The organism is Nocardia sp. CA-084685, from assembly GCF_050955785.1.
GTDB lineage: Bacteria > Actinomycetota > Actinomycetes > Mycobacteriales > Mycobacteriaceae > Nocardia.
In genome coordinates this window covers 8,404,555-8,421,366 of the sequence record NZ_CP192094.1, presented here as the reverse complement: position 1 = coordinate 8,421,366, position 16,812 = coordinate 8,404,555, and the positions used below count along the sequence as shown (strand labels likewise).

Annotated in this window: 20 protein-coding genes; 5 read left to right on the top strand and 15 right to left on the bottom strand. The window is 66.2% G+C overall.

What is annotated here, in order from left to right; genetic code table 11:
* Positions 1 to 17 precede the first annotated feature (17 nt).
* The 3 genes from ACQP2U_RS37165 to ACQP2U_RS37155 all read right to left on the bottom strand — a co-directional run bounded on the left by ACQP2U_RS37165 (position 18) and on the right by ACQP2U_RS37155 (position 1,943).
* Entirely contained in the window at positions 18 to 347 is a 330-nt protein-coding gene (locus ACQP2U_RS37165) for a cupin domain-containing protein (protein WP_062993312.1), read from the bottom strand.
* Positions 348 to 546: 199 nt separating this feature from the next.
* Positions 547 to 1,068 (bottom strand): dihydrofolate reductase, encoded by a 522-nt coding sequence (locus ACQP2U_RS37160; protein ID WP_433716711.1) that lies wholly within the window; start codon positions 1,066 to 1,068, stop codon positions 547 to 549.
* Positions 1,069 to 1,091: 23 nt separating this feature from the next.
* Positions 1,092 to 1,943, bottom strand: coding sequence for a thymidylate synthase (locus tag ACQP2U_RS37155; protein ID WP_433711825.1), 852 nt, complete (start codon positions 1,941 to 1,943; stop codon positions 1,092 to 1,094).
* Between ACQP2U_RS37155 and cobF the strand changes: the two genes are divergently transcribed.
* Positions 1,942 to 2,682, top strand: coding sequence for a precorrin-6A synthase (deacetylating) (cobF, locus tag ACQP2U_RS37150; protein WP_433711823.1), 741 nt, complete (start codon positions 1,942 to 1,944; stop codon positions 2,680 to 2,682). The two genes, ACQP2U_RS37155 and cobF, sit on opposite strands and share 2 nt — an antisense overlap.
* Here cobF and ACQP2U_RS37145 read toward each other — a convergent pair.
* The gene (locus tag ACQP2U_RS37145; protein WP_433711822.1) at positions 2,658 to 3,626 is read right to left on the bottom strand and encodes an Lrp/AsnC family transcriptional regulator; all 969 of its coding nucleotides are present in this window, start codon (positions 3,624 to 3,626) and stop codon (positions 2,658 to 2,660) included. The genes cobF and ACQP2U_RS37145 overlap by 25 nt on opposite strands.
* Before the next feature lie 139 nt (positions 3,627 to 3,765).
* Here ACQP2U_RS37145 and ACQP2U_RS37140 point away from each other — a divergent pair, with 139 nt between their 5' ends.
* Both ACQP2U_RS37140 and ACQP2U_RS37135 read left to right on the top strand, forming a co-directional pair.
* Positions 3,766 to 4,623 carry an NAD(P)H-binding protein gene (locus tag ACQP2U_RS37140; protein WP_433711820.1) on the top strand — a complete coding sequence of 286 codons (858 nt, stop codon included), beginning with the start codon at positions 3,766 to 3,768 and terminating at the stop codon, positions 4,621 to 4,623.
* Positions 4,624 to 5,016: 393 nt separating this feature from the next.
* The gene (locus tag ACQP2U_RS37135; RefSeq protein WP_433711819.1) at positions 5,017 to 5,886 is read left to right on the top strand and encodes an Fpg/Nei family DNA glycosylase; all 870 of its coding nucleotides are present in this window, start codon (positions 5,017 to 5,019) and stop codon (positions 5,884 to 5,886) included.
* Position 5,887: 1 nt separating this feature from the next.
* Here ACQP2U_RS37135 and ACQP2U_RS37130 read toward each other — a convergent pair whose 3' ends face one another.
* The 7 genes from ACQP2U_RS37130 to ACQP2U_RS37100 all read right to left on the bottom strand — a co-directional run bounded on the left by ACQP2U_RS37130 (position 5,888) and on the right by ACQP2U_RS37100 (position 10,688).
* A complete protein-coding gene (locus tag ACQP2U_RS37130) occupies positions 5,888 to 7,393 on the bottom strand; it encodes a carboxylesterase/lipase family protein (protein WP_433711818.1) in 1,506 nt (501 codons plus the stop codon).
* 14 nt (positions 7,394 to 7,407) lie between these two features.
* Positions 7,408 to 8,838, bottom strand: a complete 1,431-nt coding sequence (locus tag ACQP2U_RS37125) for a dihydrolipoyl dehydrogenase family protein (protein WP_433711817.1) — start codon at positions 8,836 to 8,838, stop codon at positions 7,408 to 7,410.
* Positions 8,835 to 9,080 carry a DUF2630 family protein gene (locus ACQP2U_RS37120; RefSeq protein WP_364340887.1) on the bottom strand — a complete coding sequence of 82 codons (246 nt, stop codon included), beginning with the start codon at positions 9,078 to 9,080 and terminating at the stop codon, positions 8,835 to 8,837. The genes ACQP2U_RS37125 and ACQP2U_RS37120 overlap by 4 nt, the downstream gene beginning before the upstream one ends.
* A gap of 148 nt (positions 9,081 to 9,228) precedes the next feature.
* A complete protein-coding gene (locus ACQP2U_RS37115) occupies positions 9,229 to 9,435 on the bottom strand; it encodes a DUF397 domain-containing protein (RefSeq protein ID WP_433711816.1) in 207 nt (68 codons plus the stop codon).
* Positions 9,432 to 9,635, bottom strand: a complete 204-nt coding sequence (locus ACQP2U_RS37110; protein ID WP_433711815.1) for a DUF397 domain-containing protein — start codon at positions 9,633 to 9,635, stop codon at positions 9,432 to 9,434. Before ACQP2U_RS37110 ends, ACQP2U_RS37115 begins: the two co-directional genes overlap by 4 nt.
* Complete coding sequence (locus tag ACQP2U_RS37105) at positions 9,632 to 9,835, bottom strand: DUF397 domain-containing protein (protein ID WP_433711814.1); 204 nt, start codon at positions 9,833 to 9,835, stop codon at positions 9,632 to 9,634. Before ACQP2U_RS37105 ends, ACQP2U_RS37110 begins: the two co-directional genes overlap by 4 nt.
* Entirely contained in the window at positions 9,825 to 10,688 is an 864-nt protein-coding gene (locus ACQP2U_RS37100) for a helix-turn-helix domain-containing protein (RefSeq protein ID WP_433716710.1), read from the bottom strand. Before ACQP2U_RS37100 ends, ACQP2U_RS37105 begins: the two co-directional genes overlap by 11 nt.
* 441 nt (positions 10,689 to 11,129) lie before the next feature.
* Here ACQP2U_RS37100 and ACQP2U_RS37095 point away from each other — a divergent pair, with 441 nt between their 5' ends.
* Positions 11,130 to 11,441, top strand: a complete 312-nt coding sequence (locus ACQP2U_RS37095; RefSeq protein WP_433711813.1) for a hypothetical protein — start codon at positions 11,130 to 11,132, stop codon at positions 11,439 to 11,441.
* 134 nt (positions 11,442 to 11,575) lie between these two features.
* On the opposite strand, the gene ACQP2U_RS37090 is transcribed toward ACQP2U_RS37095, so the two are convergent.
* Both ACQP2U_RS37090 and ACQP2U_RS37085 read right to left on the bottom strand, forming a co-directional pair.
* Positions 11,576 to 11,749 carry a hypothetical protein gene (locus ACQP2U_RS37090; protein WP_433711812.1) on the bottom strand — a complete coding sequence of 58 codons (174 nt, stop codon included), beginning with the start codon at positions 11,747 to 11,749 and terminating at the stop codon, positions 11,576 to 11,578.
* 375 nt (positions 11,750 to 12,124) lie between these two features.
* Positions 12,125 to 13,522: a PLP-dependent aminotransferase family protein gene (locus ACQP2U_RS37085; RefSeq protein WP_433711811.1), complete on the bottom strand. Its 1,398-nt coding sequence runs from the start codon at positions 13,520 to 13,522 to the stop codon at positions 12,125 to 12,127.
* 81 nt (positions 13,523 to 13,603) lie between these two features.
* Here ACQP2U_RS37085 and ACQP2U_RS37080 point away from each other — a divergent pair, with 81 nt between their 5' ends.
* Positions 13,604 to 14,287 (top strand): pyridoxamine 5'-phosphate oxidase family protein, encoded by a 684-nt coding sequence (locus ACQP2U_RS37080; RefSeq protein ID WP_433711810.1) that lies wholly within the window; start codon positions 13,604 to 13,606, stop codon positions 14,285 to 14,287.
* 259 nt (positions 14,288 to 14,546) lie between these two features.
* Here the strand turns inward: ACQP2U_RS37080 and ACQP2U_RS37075 are convergent, their stop codons facing one another.
* Positions 14,547 to 15,488, bottom strand: coding sequence for a sigma-70 family RNA polymerase sigma factor (locus ACQP2U_RS37075; RefSeq protein ID WP_433711809.1), 942 nt, complete (start codon positions 15,486 to 15,488; stop codon positions 14,547 to 14,549).
* Between the two features lie 10 nt (positions 15,489 to 15,498).
* Positions 15,499 to 16,689, bottom strand: a complete 1,191-nt coding sequence (locus tag ACQP2U_RS37070; RefSeq protein ID WP_433711808.1) for an NAD(P)/FAD-dependent oxidoreductase — start codon at positions 16,687 to 16,689, stop codon at positions 15,499 to 15,501.
* Positions 16,690 to 16,812: the final 123 nt, after the last annotated feature.

Below are 16,812 nucleotides of genomic sequence, written 5' to 3'. Positions count from 1 at the left end.
GTGGTACGCCCCCTCGGCTACGACTTGGCGACTGTCAGCAGGAAGGCGACGTCGTCGACGGCCTTGACGCTGTGCCGTGCCTTCGGCACGACCAGCAGGTCTCCCGCCGATCCCTTCCATTCGTTGGCGCCGCTGATCAAGGTGAGTGTGCCACTGAGCACCAGCAGGGTGGACTCGCCCGCATTGTCGTGTTCGGCCAGGCTCTGGCCCGCCGACAGACCGACCACGGTCTGCCGCAGCGCATTGGCATGACCGCCGTAGATGGTTTGCGAACTGCGCCCGCTCGTGGCGGTGCTGGCCAACTTGAGCTGTTGGCGCGCGACCGCAGTCAGCGATTTCTTGTCCATGGACCACCTTCCGCAGATGCAATCAGCCGGATCAGGGCTGGTGACACGGGCTGATATCCAGGAGTATGCCCGACCGACGGGTGACGTGTGTCCGGTTTGGTCGCCGCGCCGGTCTGCGGCGTGTTCGCCCCCGGTCGGTGTGCGACGAGTGCTGCGCAGTCCTGAATGTGTGATGCGGAAGGTTTGCCGACGGGCTGGCTTACTGACGGGTGTAGCGACGAATCCGGAAGCGCAGGCCCGATTTCGACTCGTGCCATGGCTCGGTATCGTCGGTATGCCATTCGGGGCCGACAACGGGCGCGTAAGCATCACCGTCGACGGTGGTTTGCACCTCGGTTACCAGCAGGTCGGTCGCGAAATCCATAGCGGCTCGGTAGATTTCGCCGCCACCGATGATCCAGACGTCCTCCGGTGCGGTCGCGGCGAGTGCGTCGGACAGCGATGCGGCGCGTTCGGCGCCCGTGCCCGACCAGTCGGGCTGCCGGGTGACCACGACGTTGCGGCGGCCATCGAGCGGGCGGAATCGAGGCGGCAGGGAATCCCAGGTGCGACGGCCCATGATGACCGGGTGCCCCATGGTGACGGCCTTGAAATTCGCCATATCCTCGGGCACGCGCCAAGGGATGGTGTTCTCGAAGCCGATCACCCCATCCAGAGTCTGCGCCCAGATCAGACCGATGACGCGGTCACCCGCTCCCGTCGCCGCGTCGCCGTCCCGCACCGAATCGCTACGCGAAGCTGCGTTCACACCGCCACCGGCGCCTTGATCGCCGGATGATGTTGGTAGCCGACCACTTCCACATCTTCGTAGACGTAATCGAACAAAGTCGGCGCGGGCCGCAGGTTCAGCATCGGGAACGGGTAGGGCTGCCTGCTCAGCTGCTCGGTGACCTGCGCGACATGGTTGTCGTAGATATGGCAATCGCCGCCGGTCCAGATGAAATCACCGGGTTCCAGCTCGGTCTGCTGCGCGATCATGTGCGTCAGCAGGGCATAACTGGCGATATTGAACGGCACGCCGAGGAACAGATCCGCACTGCGCTGGTAGAGCTGACACGACAGCTTGCCATCGGCTACATAGAACTGGAAGAACGCGTGACACGGCGCCAATGCCATCTTGTCGAGGTCGGCCACATTCCAGGCCGAGACGATGATGCGCCGGGAATCCGGATTGGTGCGCAGGGTGTGCAGTACTTCGGCGATCTGGTCGATATGGGTGCCGTTGGGGGTGGGCCATGATCGCCACTGCACGCCGTAGACCGGGCCGAGTTCGCCGTGCCGATCGGCCCATTCGTCCCAGATGGTGACGCCGTGTTCGTGCAGCCAGGCCACATTGGAATCACCGCGCAGGAACCACAGCAATTCGTAGACGATCGACTTCAGATGCACCTTTTTGGTGGTGATCAGCGGAAAGCCCGCGCCGAGGTCGTAGCGCAGCTGATGGCCGAAGATACTGCGGGTGCCGGTGCCGGTGCGATCCGCCTTCGCGGTACCGGACTCCAGGACCAGTCGCAGCAGGTCCTCGTACTGGGTATCAGCATTGTTGGCCACGCCTGGCGAGCTTACCCATGTCGTGCAATGGCAAGCTCGAGCCATGCGCAAGCTCTACGTGATCGGCATCGGTGCCGGGGATCCGGACCAGGTGACGGTCCAGGCGATCAAGGCAATGCGGCAGGTCGAGGTGTTTTTCGTGATCGGCAAGGGCGCCGAGAAGCAGGAACTGGTCGACGTGCGCACGTCGATTCTCACCGAACACCTCGATCACCCGTACCGCATCGTGGAGATCGCCGATCCGACGCGGGACCGGGATCCCGCCGATTACCAGGGCGTTGTCGAGGACTGGCACGATCGCCGTTCGGCGCTGCTGGAGGATGCGTTCGCGCAGGTCGACGGGGTCGGTGGCATTCTCGTCTGGGGCGATCCGTCGCTCTACGACAGCACACTGCGCATGATCGAACGGGTGCTCGCTCGTGGTGGCCAGAGCTTCGATTACGAGGTGATCCCGGGCGTCACCAGTGTGCAGGCCTTGGCCGCTCGGCATCGGATGGTGCTGCATCGCATCGGCGAGCCGGTGCACATCACCACCGGGCGTCGGCTGCGCGAGGACGGGCTCAGCGGCTCGACCCTAGTGATGCTGGATGCTGACTGTTCGTTCACGGAGGTGCCCTGCGACGACGTGCACATCTGGTGGGGGGCGTATCTGGGAATGCCCGATGAGACGTTGATCGAGGGGCCGCTGCGCGCGGTCGAGCAGGAGATCGTCGAGCGGCGCACTCGGTTGCGCGCAGAAAAGGGTTGGATCTTCGACGTCTATCTCCTGCGTCCGGGTGGGTGACGTGCGACCGCCTTCACGGTGACGAGGACGGGCGTGGTCTCCAAGGTATGGATGGCCTCGAACGCGCCGAGTCGCTGGGTCAGATAGTGGTGCAGGGCCTCGGGATCCGAGCACATGGCTTGGGCGACAAGGTTTGTCGGGCCCGTAGTGGCCGCGACGAAAGCCAATTCCTCGTGCTCGGCCAGCGCGGTCGCGACACGGTCGAGCTGTGATGGTGCCACCGACATCCACAGCAGCGCTTGGGTAGTCGCGCCGAAGACAGCGTCATCGAGTTCGACATCGAAGAAGATCGCCTGTGCCGCTCGCAGTTCCGCGAGCCGTCGGGTGACGGTGGCGTGGGACCAGCCGGTCGCCGTGGCGAGTTGGGCCGAGCTCGCGCGGCCGTCTTGTTGCAGGGCATTCAATAGCGCGGCATCGGTATCCGCGAGGGCGCGACGGTGGGTGGGCCCGAATCGGTTCGGCTCCAGTCGTTTTCGCTGCTGTTCGTGCAGTGCGGTGATGTGTCCGCGCCATGCGGTCGGTCCCCCGAGGTAGGTGTGCAGCACGTAATGCGCGGAGACGGCAGTGATGCCTGCGGCTCGGGGGAGGTCGCGCAGCAGTATCGAGCGAGAGGTATCGCCGCGTGGAATGCTCACCACCAGAAGGATTTCCGTGCCACCGGAGATGATTTTCACCCATGACGTGTCGGGGCGGCGGGCCAGCGAATTCGCGAGGTTCTGGCCGCTGGCCGTGGTGGTGGTGAGGCGCACGAGCCACTGGGTGTATCCGGCGTGGCTCGGATCGGCGAGGCCGACCACTCGCAGTCCGGTGGCGGCGCGCAGGCGTTGGTAGCGGCGGGTGACGGTTTGCGTCGAGACGTCCAGAACCGTCGCGATCTTGCTGAACGGTGCGCGGCCGTCGATGTGCAGTGCATGGATCAGTCCGCGATCAACGTCATCGATCATGGAAATATCTTTCAACCTCACGCTAGATATGGAAAGTATCCGCTGATCTTCGTCGATTGATGGTGCATTCAGGCATGTCTGCCGAAGGTGGACTTCGCCTCGGGCCGCTCGGCCCGGCAGCTCGACGAAGGAGAAGTTGATGATTCTGGTGACCGGAGCGACCGGGACCGTAGGCCGCGAGTTGGTCGGCCGGTTGCTGGGACGAGGGGTTCCGATGCGGGCCGTGGCGCGGCGGCCCGAACTCGCCGGACTGTCCGACGGCATCGAGGTGGTGCGTGCGGACCTCAGTGATCCGGACAGCCTCACCGATGCGGTGCGAGGTGTCGATCGGGTGTTCCTCTTGTCCAGCGGCCCCGAAATCCCCACTCATGACGCGAATCTCGGACAGGCGGCAGCGCGTGCGGGCGTCCGGCACATCGTCAAGCTGTCATCCGGCCGCACCGGTGACGACACCGCGACAGATCCGATTCCCACCTGGCATCGCGCCGGTGAACAGGCGGTCCGCGACAGCGGAGTCCCGTGGACGATGGTGCGCCCCTTGGGATTCATGGCCAACGCGCTGCACTGGGCCGGTTCGATTCGCGATCACGGCGCGGTCTACGCGCCCTTCGGCCAGGGCCGCATCGCCGTTGTCGACCCGCACGACATCGCCGCCGTCGCCGCGACAGCACTCACCACCGAAGGCCACGAGGGCGAGATCTACACATTGAGCGGCCCACAGCCGTTGTCCCCCGGCGAGCAAACCGAAATCCTCGCCGACGTACTGGGCCGCCCGCTCCGCTATGTCGAAGTGGAACCCGCCGTCGCCCGCCAGTCGATCATCGACCACGGCGTGCCCGACGAGATGGCCGACGCGATCATGGCCCTACGCGCCACCGCCTTGGAGGCGTTCACCTCGGTCGTCCACCCCACCGTCGAGCACATCACCGGAACCCCACCCCGCCCCTTCCGCACCTGGGCCGAAAACCACCGCACCCACTTCACCTCGGCCCCCTAGCCCGCCCCGCCCATATAGGTTGTCGCGCTATCAGGTCCGGCTAGCTCGCCGAGCGCAGTCGAAACGCCGCACCATACGCCCCGCGGCACCGCCATATGACTGCACTCAACGGATCTCGATACCTCACAAGCCATCTGGACCCGGCACAGGCGCCCCACTCTTGCCCAAGCGAGCGTCCCTGCTGCCTTGCTCCCCTGCTGTCCTCCTGCCCTGCTGCGGCCCGCCCGCGCCAGCCCAGGCGTGCCGACTGCTCGCCGCCCGTCGTCGCCTACCCGGCGATCAAGATCAGGTGGCATCCACGGCGGCATCGGCCGAGACGCCCCCGCCGTCATGTCCACCTGATCTTGATCCTGAACTGCGCCGATGTCGGTGAGGGGAGGTAGCCTGAGGGGCGTGCCTGAGCTACCGGAGGTGGAGGCGTTGGCGCAGTTCCTGCGGGAGCATGCGGTCGGCGCGGTGGTGGGGCGTGTCGATGTGGCGGCATTGAGTGCGGTCAAGACGTTCGATCCGCCGGTTACGGCGCTGTCCGGGCGGGATGTGAGTGGGGCGGGTCGGTGGGGGAAATTTCTGGGGATGGAGTGCGACGGGCTCTGGTTGATCACCCATCTGTCCCGCGGCGGGTGGTTGCGGTGGGTCGACGAGCCCAGCCAGACACCACCCAAACCGGGCGGCAAGAGCCCGCTCGCACTGCGGGTGCACTTCTTCACCCCCGAGGGGATGACGCCCGCATTCGACCTGACCGAGGCGGGCACCAAGAAGCGGCTCGCGGTGTACATCGTCGACGATCCGAAACTCGTCCCCGGCATCGCGCGCCTCGGCCCGGACGCACTCGAGGTGACCGAGGAGCAATTCGGCGAGATCCTGCACGGCGCATCACAACGCATCAAGACCGCGATCGTGGACCAGTCGCTGCTGGCCGGAATCGGCAATGCTTACTCCGACGAGATCCTGCACACCGCCAAGGTCTCACCCTTCGCCAACACGAAAACCATGTCGGCGGAGACCATTTCGGTGCTGTACGACGCCATGCGTTCGGTGCTCACCGACGCCGTGCAGCGCTCGGTGGGACAGGACGCCGCTCGCCTCAAGGGCGAAAAGCGCTCCGGCATGCGGGTACACGCTCGCACCGGCCTGCCGTGCCCCGTGTGTGGCGATACCGTCCGCGAGGTCTCCTACGCCGAGCGTTCGTTCCAGTACTGTCCGACCTGCCAGACCGGCGGGAAGGTACTCGCCGACCGCCGCATGTCGCGGCTGCTGAAGTAGGTCAGATCAACGTCGGTACCCGGATTCCTTGCCAGGCGATACGTTTGGCCTTGTCCGGATCGTTCTCCAGCCGGGTGATCTCATCGATGATCAGTGTGGTGCGCCGGTCCTCGGTATAGGCGGGCCAGGAGGGGAGTGGTCGCCCGGTCCGCGCGAATGCGAGCCAATTGTCCTGGAACTGCCGGGTGACCGAGAGCATCCCACGTCGCCCGCCCGCCGCGGTGAAGGTCCGGCCGATCGGCGAATTGGCCGCGCCGAAGACCGGGATGAGTTCCGTGGCATGGGTCGCGCCGACCCCCGCGAGACGCAGTGCGCGCGGGGCGAAGTCGTAACGGTAGGAATAGGTCGGTGCGTAGCGACTGTGCCCGGTCGCGACGGTGACCGATGGCCGCCAGAACACATAATCACCACCGGCACGAACGGCGGCCTTCGCATCCGGATAGCCGGGATAGGCCGCGATGACCCGGGATTCGAGTTCCGCACCGCCGTCTCGGGTGAGCAGGGCATGCAGGCGGTCCGGGGTGGTCGGCAGTTCATCGGCGAACTTGGCGAACAGGGTGCCTTCATCGCGATTGGTGCCGATGATGAGCGGAACCTGGTGTGCGGCACCGCTGGTAATCGCATCGATCGGGGATTGCCGCAGATATTCACCATCCACGACCGGCGCGATGGGGAACAGTCCTGGGCGCTCCCGCAAGACCTGATCGCTGGTCTTGTCGACCGCACGTCGAATGTCGTTGGCACCGGCGGTGATCAGCGCTTTGGCCGCGGTATCCGGTGTGGCGCCCAGGGCGTCTATACATCGGCGGCCGAAAGCGCGTCCGTCCTCGGCGCTCATACCCCAATCGGCGGGCGGACTCTGTGCGATGCCGCGATGGAACAGTCCCTTGGCCGCGGGCGTAGCCAACAGCGCGAGTACCGCATGGGCACCGGCGGATTCGCCGAAAATGGTGACATTGCCGGGGTCTCCGCCGAACGCGGCGATATTGCGCTGCACCCACTCCAGTGCCGCGACCTGATCGCGCAGGCCCAGGTTGCTGTCGAAAGGTCGCTCGGGCGTGCCGAATTCACTGAAATCGACATAGCCGAACGCGCCGAGCCGATAGTTCAGCGATACCACGATCACATCGCCGCCGATCACCAGTCGCGCACCGGAATACAGACCGAGCGCCGAGGTGCCGATCAGATATCCGCCGCCATGGATGAAAACCAGCACCGGCCGGGGTGTCGAGGATGGTTCGATCGGTGCGACGACATTGAGTGTGAGGGCGTCTTCACTGGTCGGCTGATACCGGCGCGGACCGATCCTGGCACCGGAGCGATGCTGCATCGCGGCGAACCCGAACGCGGTGGCCTCGCGCACGCCAGCCCACGGCGCCACCGGCTGCGGCGCTCGAAATCGCAAGTCGCCGACCGGTGGCGCGGCATAGGGCAGCGAGCGCCAGCGCAGTACATGACGGCCGCGGTAACCGCGGACAACTCCGTCGGCGGTCGTGATATCGGACATCTTTCCGATGGTAACTAGGAGCGGCGGGCCTCCAACAGACGCAACCAGAGCTCGCTCACCGTCGGATAGGCCGGCACCGCATGCCACAGCGTCGCCAGCGGAACCTTGCCGACCACGGCAACGGTCGCCGCGTGGATCAGCTCGCCAACCTCCGGTCCGACGAAAGTGGCCCCGAGCAGCGTGTCGGTCGCGGTATCGATGACGATTTTCGCCCGTCCCGCGTAATCGTCACGTGCCAGCGACGATCCGGCGATCGCGATATCGAGTTCCACGGTTTCGACCGCATAGCCCGCTTTACGCGCCGCCGCCTCGGTCTGTCCGACGGACGCGACTTCCGGTGCGGTGAATACCACCTGCGGCACCTGCCCGTGGTCGGCCGTCGCCGCGTATCGGGCATCCGCCAACGCACGCCCCTCAGCCCGCGCGGCAATCACATCACCGCACACCCTGGCCTGGTATTTCCCCATATGCGTAAGTGCCGCACGGTGATTCACATCGCCGACCGCATACAGCCAGTCGCCGCCGACACCGCGCACCGTCAACCGGTCGTCCACCTCGACATAGCCGTCCGCGAGCCCGACGGAAGCCAATCCGAGTTCTGCTGTCGCCGGCCCGCGCCCGGCGGCGACCACGATCTCGTCGGCCTCGATCTCGCTATCACCGATCTCGACGCTCACCACACCGCCGTGAATCCAGCCTTCACCGGAGTCCTTCGCGTCGGGGCGCGTCACCCGTGTGGGTTGGGCGCCGAACCGAACACGAACACCGGAATCGGACAGCGCAGCGGCCACACGTTCCCCCGCGAAGGGCTCGGCATTGCCGAGCAATGCATTGCCGCGGACCAACATGGTGATCTCATTCGCGCCGAGCGCGGCGAGCCAGGTGGCCGCCTCGCACGCGACCACGCCGCCGCCGATGATCACCACCCGGTTCGGAACCTCGCGCAGATTGGTCGCATCCCGGGAAGTCCACGGCAGCGCATCGCGCAATCCGGGCACATCGGGAACCGTGGCCTTGGTACCGGTGGCCAGCACCACCGCGTGGCGCGCGCGCAGCTGTCGGCCGTCGACCTCGACGAGTCGCTCGCCCGCGAGGCGTCCCGTCCCGCGGACGACCTCGATGCGATTGTCGCCGGCCCAGTCGACCTGCGAGCTGTCATCGTGCTTATGCGTGAAGGCATCGCGCCGCTTCAATACCGCGTCGACGTCGAGCCCGCTCGCGGTGATTCCGGCCATGGCCTGTGCCCCGGAGAGCACATGTGCCGGTCGCAGCAGCGCCTTGCTCGGCATGCACGCCCAATACGAACATTCACCGCCGACCAGTTCCCGCTCCACGATCACGGCCGTGCGCTCGCTGTCCGCGATGGCGTAGGCGGCGGCGTTCTCGCCCGCCGGCCCCCCACCGATCACGATGACGTCGTATTCGGCGGCGGAATTCGAGGTCACTGCAGATAACCCTCGACCTGACGGGCCGGGTTCTCCTGCGCCTCCTCGGGCGTGGCACCGGCGTCGATGCGCGCCCGGCGCTGGCGCAGCAGATCCCACGCCTGATCGAGCATTACCTCGAGTTCGGCGAGCTGCTGCCGCTCCTTCACCGGATCGACCGCACCGGCCGTCGCCTTGGACCGCAACTCGTGCTCACGATCGACCAGATTCTTGATACGCGCCAGGATGTCCTGTTCGGTCATGGGGACCATGCTACGACCGCGTCGGCGCGGTCACGGTCCTTCGGGAATCGACCCTGGCCCGATCGGCTCGTGAGCGACTGGTTCTGCGGGCACGAAAAGGCCCGATCCGAATGCTGCGGACCGGGCCTGATGCTCTAGTTCTCGCGGACTACGCGGGGTCGAACTCGCCGTCGGAGACGCCTGCGGTGAAGGCGTCCCATTCACCGGGTGTGAAGACAAGTACGGGGCCAGCTGGGTTCTTCGAATCCCGGAGCCCGACCGTGCCTCTATCGAGGAATGCGACCTCGACGCACTCCGAGTTCCCGGCACTGCGGGTGCTCTTGAACCAGAGCGCTCCGGACAGGTCGACACTCACCGGTCGAATTCGCCATCGTGCACGCCAGCGGTGAACGCATCCCACTGGGAAGGGCTGAAGACTAGTGCCGGGCCGGTCGGATTCTTGGAGTCGCGGACCCCGACCTGGTCGCCGTCGAGGAATGCGATCTCAACGCACTCTTGGCCTCCCGCGCTACGGCTGCTCTTGAACCAGCGCGCACTGGACAGATCGACACTCACCGGTCGAATTCGCCGCCGTGCACGCCAGCGGTGAACGCATCCCACTGGGAAGGGCTGAAGACTAGTGCCGGGCCGGTCGGATTCTTGGAGTCGCGGACCCCGACCTGGTCGCCGTCGAGGAATGCGACCTCGACGCACTCTTTGCCTCCCGAGCTACGAGTGCTCTTGAACCAGCGCGCACCGGACAAATCAACGGTCACCCGAAAACTCCTTCGCTATCTGCCGCAACATATTTCTACTTGCCACAGCGTCCAACGCGGCGTGCTGGATCGTTGCAGATGCCCTACGGTACGTCGTCAGGTCCACTTCCTTCTCAAAGTACATATCCCCGGTCAAGTTCTCGACGTAGACCACGGTCGGCTCCATAACCCCCTCGGCGTCCGGCGCGAAGTCCAATATCACGAACGGGCCGATCGGAATGCCGACCGGGAGTCCTGCCGAGAACGGCAGCACCCGAATACTGAGATTGGGACGGGTGCTCATGTCGGCAAGGTGGCGCAGCTGACCCGCCATCGTCGCGGAGCTGCCGACCACAGTGCGAAGCGCCGACTCATGCAGTACTACCTCGACGCGGGTTGGCTTGGTTCTGCGGGTGAGGATGGCTTGTCGTTGCATCCGCAGTCGAATGCGGCGCTCCTGCTCTTCCTCGGAGTCGTGCGGAAAGTAGATTCGATCCAGTGCGCGGGCATATGCGGCGGTCTGCAACAGACCCGGAACCAGGTCCGGCCGAAAGATAGTCATCTGATGGGCGGTCGACTCCAGGTCGACGTACATCACGAAACCTTCGGGGATGAGATCGCCGAACGCGTGCCACCAGTTCTTCACGTCAGCTTGTTGAGCGAGACCGACCATGACGGCGGTTCGGTCCGCGTCGAAGCCGAGGATGCCACACAGTTGCGTGACATCGGCGATCCGTAGCTTGCCCTCTTCCCCTCGCTCGATTCGGCCGAGTTTGCTTATGCTCCATTCCATCGGAGCTGCTACATCAGCCAGCTTCAACCCCTGGCTGTTGCGTTGGTCGCGAAGGTATCGACCAAGCGCACGGCGGGGCAATGCCTTTCGTGCTGTGCTCTCTGCCAACTCCAGCTCCTGAGGCGTGTTCAGTTTGGTGGGGTGCGATTGCCACTCTGGTCATGCTCGACTGCCAGTTTGGCATCCACGCTGGGGATTTAGATCAGTTTCAAGATAAATCCATTGTGGCAATGTCAGTTTGGGTCCGCAGTGCTGTTCTTAGAGAGCGCCCGGAGAGACGACTCTTCCTTTCGTTAACAGGGAGTTTGCTCAGGGGCTGGGCGCATCCAAACAGCCATCGATGCACGGAGGTCGGTATATGCCGAGCCGAGATCTTCCGAAGCGAGCCAAGTTTCAAGGGCCACAGCCCGCGGTCTACTGCGATGTGCCGACCGAGGTGCTCGAGCGCTACCTCGAAGCCCTCCTGATGTGGGCTCCTCCCGAACGACACAGTGGCGCAGCGACATCGGGTGTGAGGTGGCGATGAACCCGAATCTGTTGCGTACCACGCAGATACCGGCAGGGAAGGTCGCGGTGTGGCAACTGGTCAACCGTGCTGCCCGCATACTGCGTGTTCAGCTCACCGGCGAGTCGTTCCCCGCATACCGCATGCCGTCGCGAGCGCCGCTGCCCGGTGTGCAGCCCGGAACAATCATCTTCGACGCGGATCCCGATCTGGTCGACGCCCGGGAGTTGCTGCCTCAGCACGGCGATTTGTGGGACGCGGTTCGCGAGGAGTACTGGGCCGTTCTGCTGAACACGGCGAACGGTCCGGCCTCACGATCGGGGATGTGATCGCCGTGTTCGAACTTCGGCCATGGCGTGGCGAGATAGCGCCGTCGGTAAGGGATCTCCTCGCGGTATTCCACAATGACACGCCGCGAAAGCTCGAACTTGCCCCGACGGACAGCGCACCGAAACTCCACACATCAGACGGCAAGGTTCTCGCGATCGCCCCAGAGGGATGGCCCAACGACTACGGGCAAAACTAACCGCGCGCAGATCGCCCAGCTGGCATGGTCCCAACCCTCCGCGCAGTACACCAGCACCGCGCCGTCCCTGGCGGCGATCGTCTTGGCGGCGCGCACCTTTTCGCACGCCACGCACGAATTTGTGGGGGATACCGTACGCGGCGCGCGAATCGCTGCGCAGCGCCAGTAGGGCGCGCAGTGCACCGGTACGGCGCCGTCGTTGGTGGCGGGGCCAACCCTCCGCGCAGTGCACCGGTATCGCGCCGTCCCTGGCGGCGATCGTCATGGCGGCGCGCACCTTTTCGCACGCCACGCACGAATTCGCGGGAGATACCCTGCGCGGCGCGCGAATCGGTGCGCGGCGCCAGTAGGGCGCCCGCGGCGGATGGCTCGCACGGTCACGGTCCCGGATTCGGGGGTGGAGACGCCCGGCGGTGACGGCTGGGGGTTCGTGCCGAGGACGGGCAGACCACCGGATGGCAGGGTTTGCAACCTGGGGGCGAGGCGCTATGGGTGTGTAAGGCATTCTCCGGCAATCCGAATCGCGGTACGCAGCTCAGCCCAGTTCAGTGCTGTGTAGCCCAGCGCGATACCGAAGGTGTGCGGACCAACTGCCGCTGCGAGTGGATGTTGTTGTGCCACAACGTGATGGCGGGACAGTCCATCCAGCGCCACACCGCGCCTTCGGCCCACCGTCACGGCATGCTGTTCGGCTTCGCCTGAACCCAGTGGCACCACCACGTGTGAACCCGCGTCGTCGCCGAGTACTTCGAGTCCACGGCGGCGCAGCTCGTCCACGACCAGGGCGCGACGTGGCGGGACCGCGCGGCGTAATCGGCGCAGGTGTCGGGCGAGATCGCCGTGACGGGCGAATTCGGCGAGTACGCGCTGGCCCGCCGGACTCGGGCCGGTGCCGGTTCGTTCACGATGCGCGACAACGGCTTCGGTGATATCCGGGGCGGCTACGAGCCAGCCGACCCCCAAGGTCGGCGACAGGATCTTGCTCGTGGTGCCGAGATGGATGACGACGTCCGGAGCCATTGCGGCCAGCAGCGGCAAAGGGGCGCTGTCGTAGCGCAATTCGCCGTCGTAGTCGTCCTCGATGACGAGTAGGCCCGCGCGCCTGGCGAATTCGACGAGCTGTACGCGACGGGACGCCTGCATGCGGGTGCCGAGTGGAAATTGATGTGCCGGGGTGCAATACACGGCCTTTATGCCATTGGGCACCCGGTCGACGCACAGGCCGTCGGCATCGATCGGCACCGGTAGTACCCGGACACCGGCCGCGACGAATGCGCCCGCGGCCCGCTGGTAGCCGGGGTCTTCCATGGCGACGGCGTCGCCGGGGCGCAGTAGCGCGGCCGCGAGTTCGCCGACAGCCGAGCTGGTTCCGGCCGTCGCGAGCACCACGGACTTGCAACCCGCACCGAGGCCGCGGTGGCGCAGCAAGTGTTCGGCGACCGCCGCGCGGTATTCCGGTTCGCCGCGGCGATCCTTGCGGATGATGGGAGGTTCGTCGGCGGCCGCGCGCCAGGCACGTCGCCAGGCTGCCTGGTCGAGGGCCTCGATGCAGGGCGCGCCGGGGCCGAGATCGAGCAGATCCGGCGCGTGCTCGGCGGTGCTGTGTGTACTCGGGCGGGCGGGCGGTTCGGCAGGGGCTGTCGTCAGGTAGGTGCCCGAGCCGCGGCGGCCCGCGATCCAGCCCTCGGCGTGCAGTTGGTCGTAGGCCGCGGCGACCACCGTGCGACTCACGCCGAGGCGCTGGGCCAGTGCTCGCGACGAGGGGAGTCGATCATCCGCACGCAGCAGCCCATTGCTCGCCGCGGCGCGCAGGCCTTCCGCGACTTGAACCGATAATGGCTGGTCAGCATCGCGGTCGAGGACGAGCGGAAGTTCCTCCAGCATCGCGCACCTCTCGAATTGGACTGTTCGAATTTCGGTGAATTGGCTATTTCGGAATGCCACTTCTGGGACCACGCTAAAGGTATGACGAACTCTCGGCCGCCGCTTTCGCCTACCCCACGTACCACCCTGACACGTTCCAAGGAGCGCGGCCGGACCGATCGTGCCGAATTGGATGCGGTCCTCGACGCCGGGCTGGTCTGCCATCTGGGCGTGGTGCTCGGCGACAGTCCGGTGGTGCTCCCGACCGTCTACGGCCGCGATGGCGACACGCTGTACCTGCACGGCTCAACCGGCGCCGGAAACCTGCGGGCGGCGCTGACCGGCGATATCTCCATCGCCGTCACCCTGGTCGACGGCATCGTCTACGCCCGCTCGGCCATGCACTTCTCCGCCAACTTCCGCTCGGCCGTGGTGCGCGGCCGCGCCGTGGAACTCACCGACCCCGATGAGCGCATGCACGCGCTGCGGGTCATCGTCGAACACTCCGCACCGGGTGCGTGGGATCGCGTGCGGCGGCCGAACAAAAAGGAAATGGCCGCCACCATGGTCCTCGCTCTCGACCTGACCGAGGCATCGGTGAAGGTCCGAACCGGTGCCCCCAAGGACGACGCCGCCGATATCGAAACCGGCGGCGTCTGGGCAGGCGTCCTGCCCTTGCGTCAGGTCTGGGACGCCCCGATCCCCTCGGACGATCTCGAGCCGGGCATCGAGGTACCACAGGAAGTACTCGATCGAACCGATATGGCCTCGGTCCCCGCCCGTTGACCCAACCTGTCCACTGAAATCGGCACGCACTCAGTCGATTCGCCATGCCGACGCCCTTACTCGGTATATGGCTCGACCGGCAGATGTACGGACTCGACAACCGAGGTGAACGCCACACGGCACTCGATTGGTCACCTCCGCGAACTGGCGCGAGGACCACGTCATTCTGCTCACCGCCACCCACGGCCGAGCCGTGGTGCTCGCCGAATAGTTCGACGAGAATTGGCAGTCGAACCGAGATCGACTGTCGGACAGCCGGTTACCACGATTCGATCAGTGGTGCATCATGCTCGCGCCGCTGCCATTCCTCGGTGAGGCGACCGAGACGGTCTGGGGCGGCGATGCCGCGCACACCTGCGATCTTGTCGTCACGGATCTCCAGGACCACGACGCCCGCGACCCGGTCGTCGAGCGTGGCGAGCATGGCCGGGCAGCCGTTGACCACGACGGCATGGATCGAGGGCGAGCCACCGGCGAGTCGCCGCTTGGCCGGAGACGGTTTGAAGCCGGCCCGCACGGCGCTGGCGATCCGCTCCGGGGTCGCGTACCGGATCAGCTTCCCGGCCAGCCCCAGCCCGGCGCTGTCGGAAACGCCGGTCGCATCGTCGGTCAGCAGCGCGACCAGCCGTTCGGTCCGGCCCGAGGAGGCGGCGTCGACGAACGCCTCGACAATTCGACGCGCGGAGGCATGGTCGATGTCAGTGCCGTTGCCAGCGGCGGCGATTCGACGCCGGGCTCGGTGGGCATGTTGCTGACTCGCGGACTCGGTGATGCCGAGAATCTCGGCTATCTCGGCGTGGCTGTACGCAAAGGCCTCGCGCAGCACATAAACGGCCCGTTCGACCGGTGACAAACGCTCCATCAGCGTCAGCACCGCCAGGGTCACCGATTCGCGCTGCTCGACGGTATCGGCCGGGCCCAGCATCGGGTCGCCGTCGAGGAGCGGTTCGGGCATCCAGGCGCCGACCGCGCGTTCGCGCCGCACCTTCGCCGAACGGAGCCGGTCTAGCGCCAGGTTGGTGACGATCTTGGTCAGCCATGCCTCGGGCACCTCGACGTACTCCCGGTCGGCGGACTGCCACCGCAGGAACGCGTCCTGCACCGTGTCCTCGGCGTCGGCGGCCGAGCCGAGCAGACGGTAGGCGAGCGAGGCCAGCCGATTCCGGCTGGCCTCGAAACGCGCCACGGTGGCAGTGTCCATGAGCCCGACCCTATGCGGCGACCACGTCGGCCGAGTGTTCTCGGGTGGTGGCCAAGCGGTACTTGTGAGTCGGCCTGCCGAAGGTCGGGTGGCTGATGGCCCAGCCGCTGGCCGCCACGATTGCCGACTTGACGTGCGCCGCCGACCGTCCGCACAGGGCCCCGGACTTCGACCGAGCGTCACCGTCGACCAGCTGGAAGATCCCGTCCTCGCGTCCGAGGCTGATGTGGTTGCCGAAGTATGTCAGCGCGGTCGCCTTGATCTTGCGTCCGGTCCGGTCCCCGACGATCGCGGCCGTCGCCTGCATGCCGGTATACCCCGCGGAAGCGCAGGACATCGGCAGGGGCCGACCGTTGTCGCCGATGACGAAGGCACTGTCACCGGCAACGTAGACATCCGGGTGCGAGACCGACCGCATCTGACGATCGACCGTGATCTGGCCGTTGGGTGCCACCTCGAGGCCGCTGGCGGCGGCAATCGGGTGGAGGGCGAAGCCGGCGGCCCATACGGTCGCGTCGGAGGCGAAAGCGGTGCCGTCGGCGGCGAGCGCCGCCGCCTCCTCGAGGCGCTCGATGGTGGTGTGCTCGTGCACAGTGATACCGAAACGATCGAAGGCACGCAGAAGGTGACGGCGGGCCTTCGTGCCCAGCCAGCCGCCCAGTTCGCCGCTGGTGGCGAGGCTGACCCGAAGTTCTGGACGGAATTCGGCGATCTCGGTGGCGGCCTCGATCGCGGTCAGGTTACCGCCGACTACCAGCACCTTCCCGCCCTCGCCCAGCTCATCCAGGCGTGCGCGTAGGCGCAGCGCGGACGGCCGCGCCGCCACGGGGAAGGCGTGCTCGTCGACGCCCGCGACGCCGTGGTCGGCGGCGGTGCTGCCGAGCGCGTAGAGGAGGGTGTCGTATTCGAGCCGGTCGACCCCCTCGTCGTCGGCGACTGTGACAGTCCGGTGCTCGACGTCGACATTGGTTACCCGCGCCAGTCGCAACCGGATGCCGGTGCCCGCGAAGACCTCCGCCAGCGGCCGGTGCCGCAGATCCCGCCCGGCGGCGAGCTGATGCAGGCGCAGCCGCTCGACGAAATCGGGTGCGGCGTTGACCACGGTGATCTCGAAGTCGTCGTGGTGGAGTTGGCGGGCCAGGTACCCGGCGGAGAAGGCTCCGGCGTATCCGGCCCCGAGGACGACGATGCGGTGCTTCATGGTTCGCTCCTGTCTGGTTCGCGTGCTTCCTGAACGAGACAGCCCCCGAATTCCTGACAGCACTATCCAGTGACGTGTATCACTCTCGAAGGCTGGAGGTAGTCAAGGGATATGCGGGACTTC

Bases quoted from the DNA above. Each gene is read 5' to 3' on its own strand.
- ACQP2U_RS37070 (WP_433711808.1), bottom strand. From the start codon at position 16,689: ATGAAGCACCGCATCGTCGTCCTCGGGGCCGGATACGCCGGAGCCTTC.
- ACQP2U_RS37140 (WP_433711820.1), top strand. From the start codon at position 3,766: ATGATTCTGGTGACCGGAGCGACCGGGACCGTAGGCCGCGAGTTGGTC.
- ACQP2U_RS37075 (WP_433711809.1), bottom strand. From the start codon at position 15,488: ATGGACACTGCCACCGTGGCGCGTTTCGAGGCCAGCCGGAATCGGCTG.
- ACQP2U_RS37130 (WP_433711818.1), bottom strand. From the start codon at position 7,393: ATGTCCGATATCACGACCGCCGACGGAGTTGTCCGCGGTTACCGCGGC.
- ACQP2U_RS37080 (WP_433711810.1), top strand. From the start codon at position 13,604: ATGACGAACTCTCGGCCGCCGCTTTCGCCTACCCCACGTACCACCCTG.
- ACQP2U_RS37095 (WP_433711813.1), top strand. From the start codon at position 11,130: ATGAACCCGAATCTGTTGCGTACCACGCAGATACCGGCAGGGAAGGTC.
- ACQP2U_RS37155 (WP_433711825.1), bottom strand. From the start codon at position 1,943: ATGGCTCGAGCTTGCCATTGCACGACATGGGTAAGCTCGCCAGGCGTG.
- ACQP2U_RS37120 (WP_364340887.1), bottom strand. From the start codon at position 9,080: ATGACCGAACAGGACATCCTGGCGCGTATCAAGAATCTGGTCGATCGT.
- cobF (WP_433711823.1), top strand. From the start codon at position 1,942: ATGCGCAAGCTCTACGTGATCGGCATCGGTGCCGGGGATCCGGACCAG.
- ACQP2U_RS37165 (WP_062993312.1), bottom strand. From the start codon at position 347: ATGGACAAGAAATCGCTGACTGCGGTCGCGCGCCAACAGCTCAAGTTG.
- ACQP2U_RS37145 (WP_433711822.1), bottom strand. From the start codon at position 3,626: ATGATCGATGACGTTGATCGCGGACTGATCCATGCACTGCACATCGAC.
- ACQP2U_RS37085 (WP_433711811.1), bottom strand. From the start codon at position 13,522: ATGCTGGAGGAACTTCCGCTCGTCCTCGACCGCGATGCTGACCAGCCA.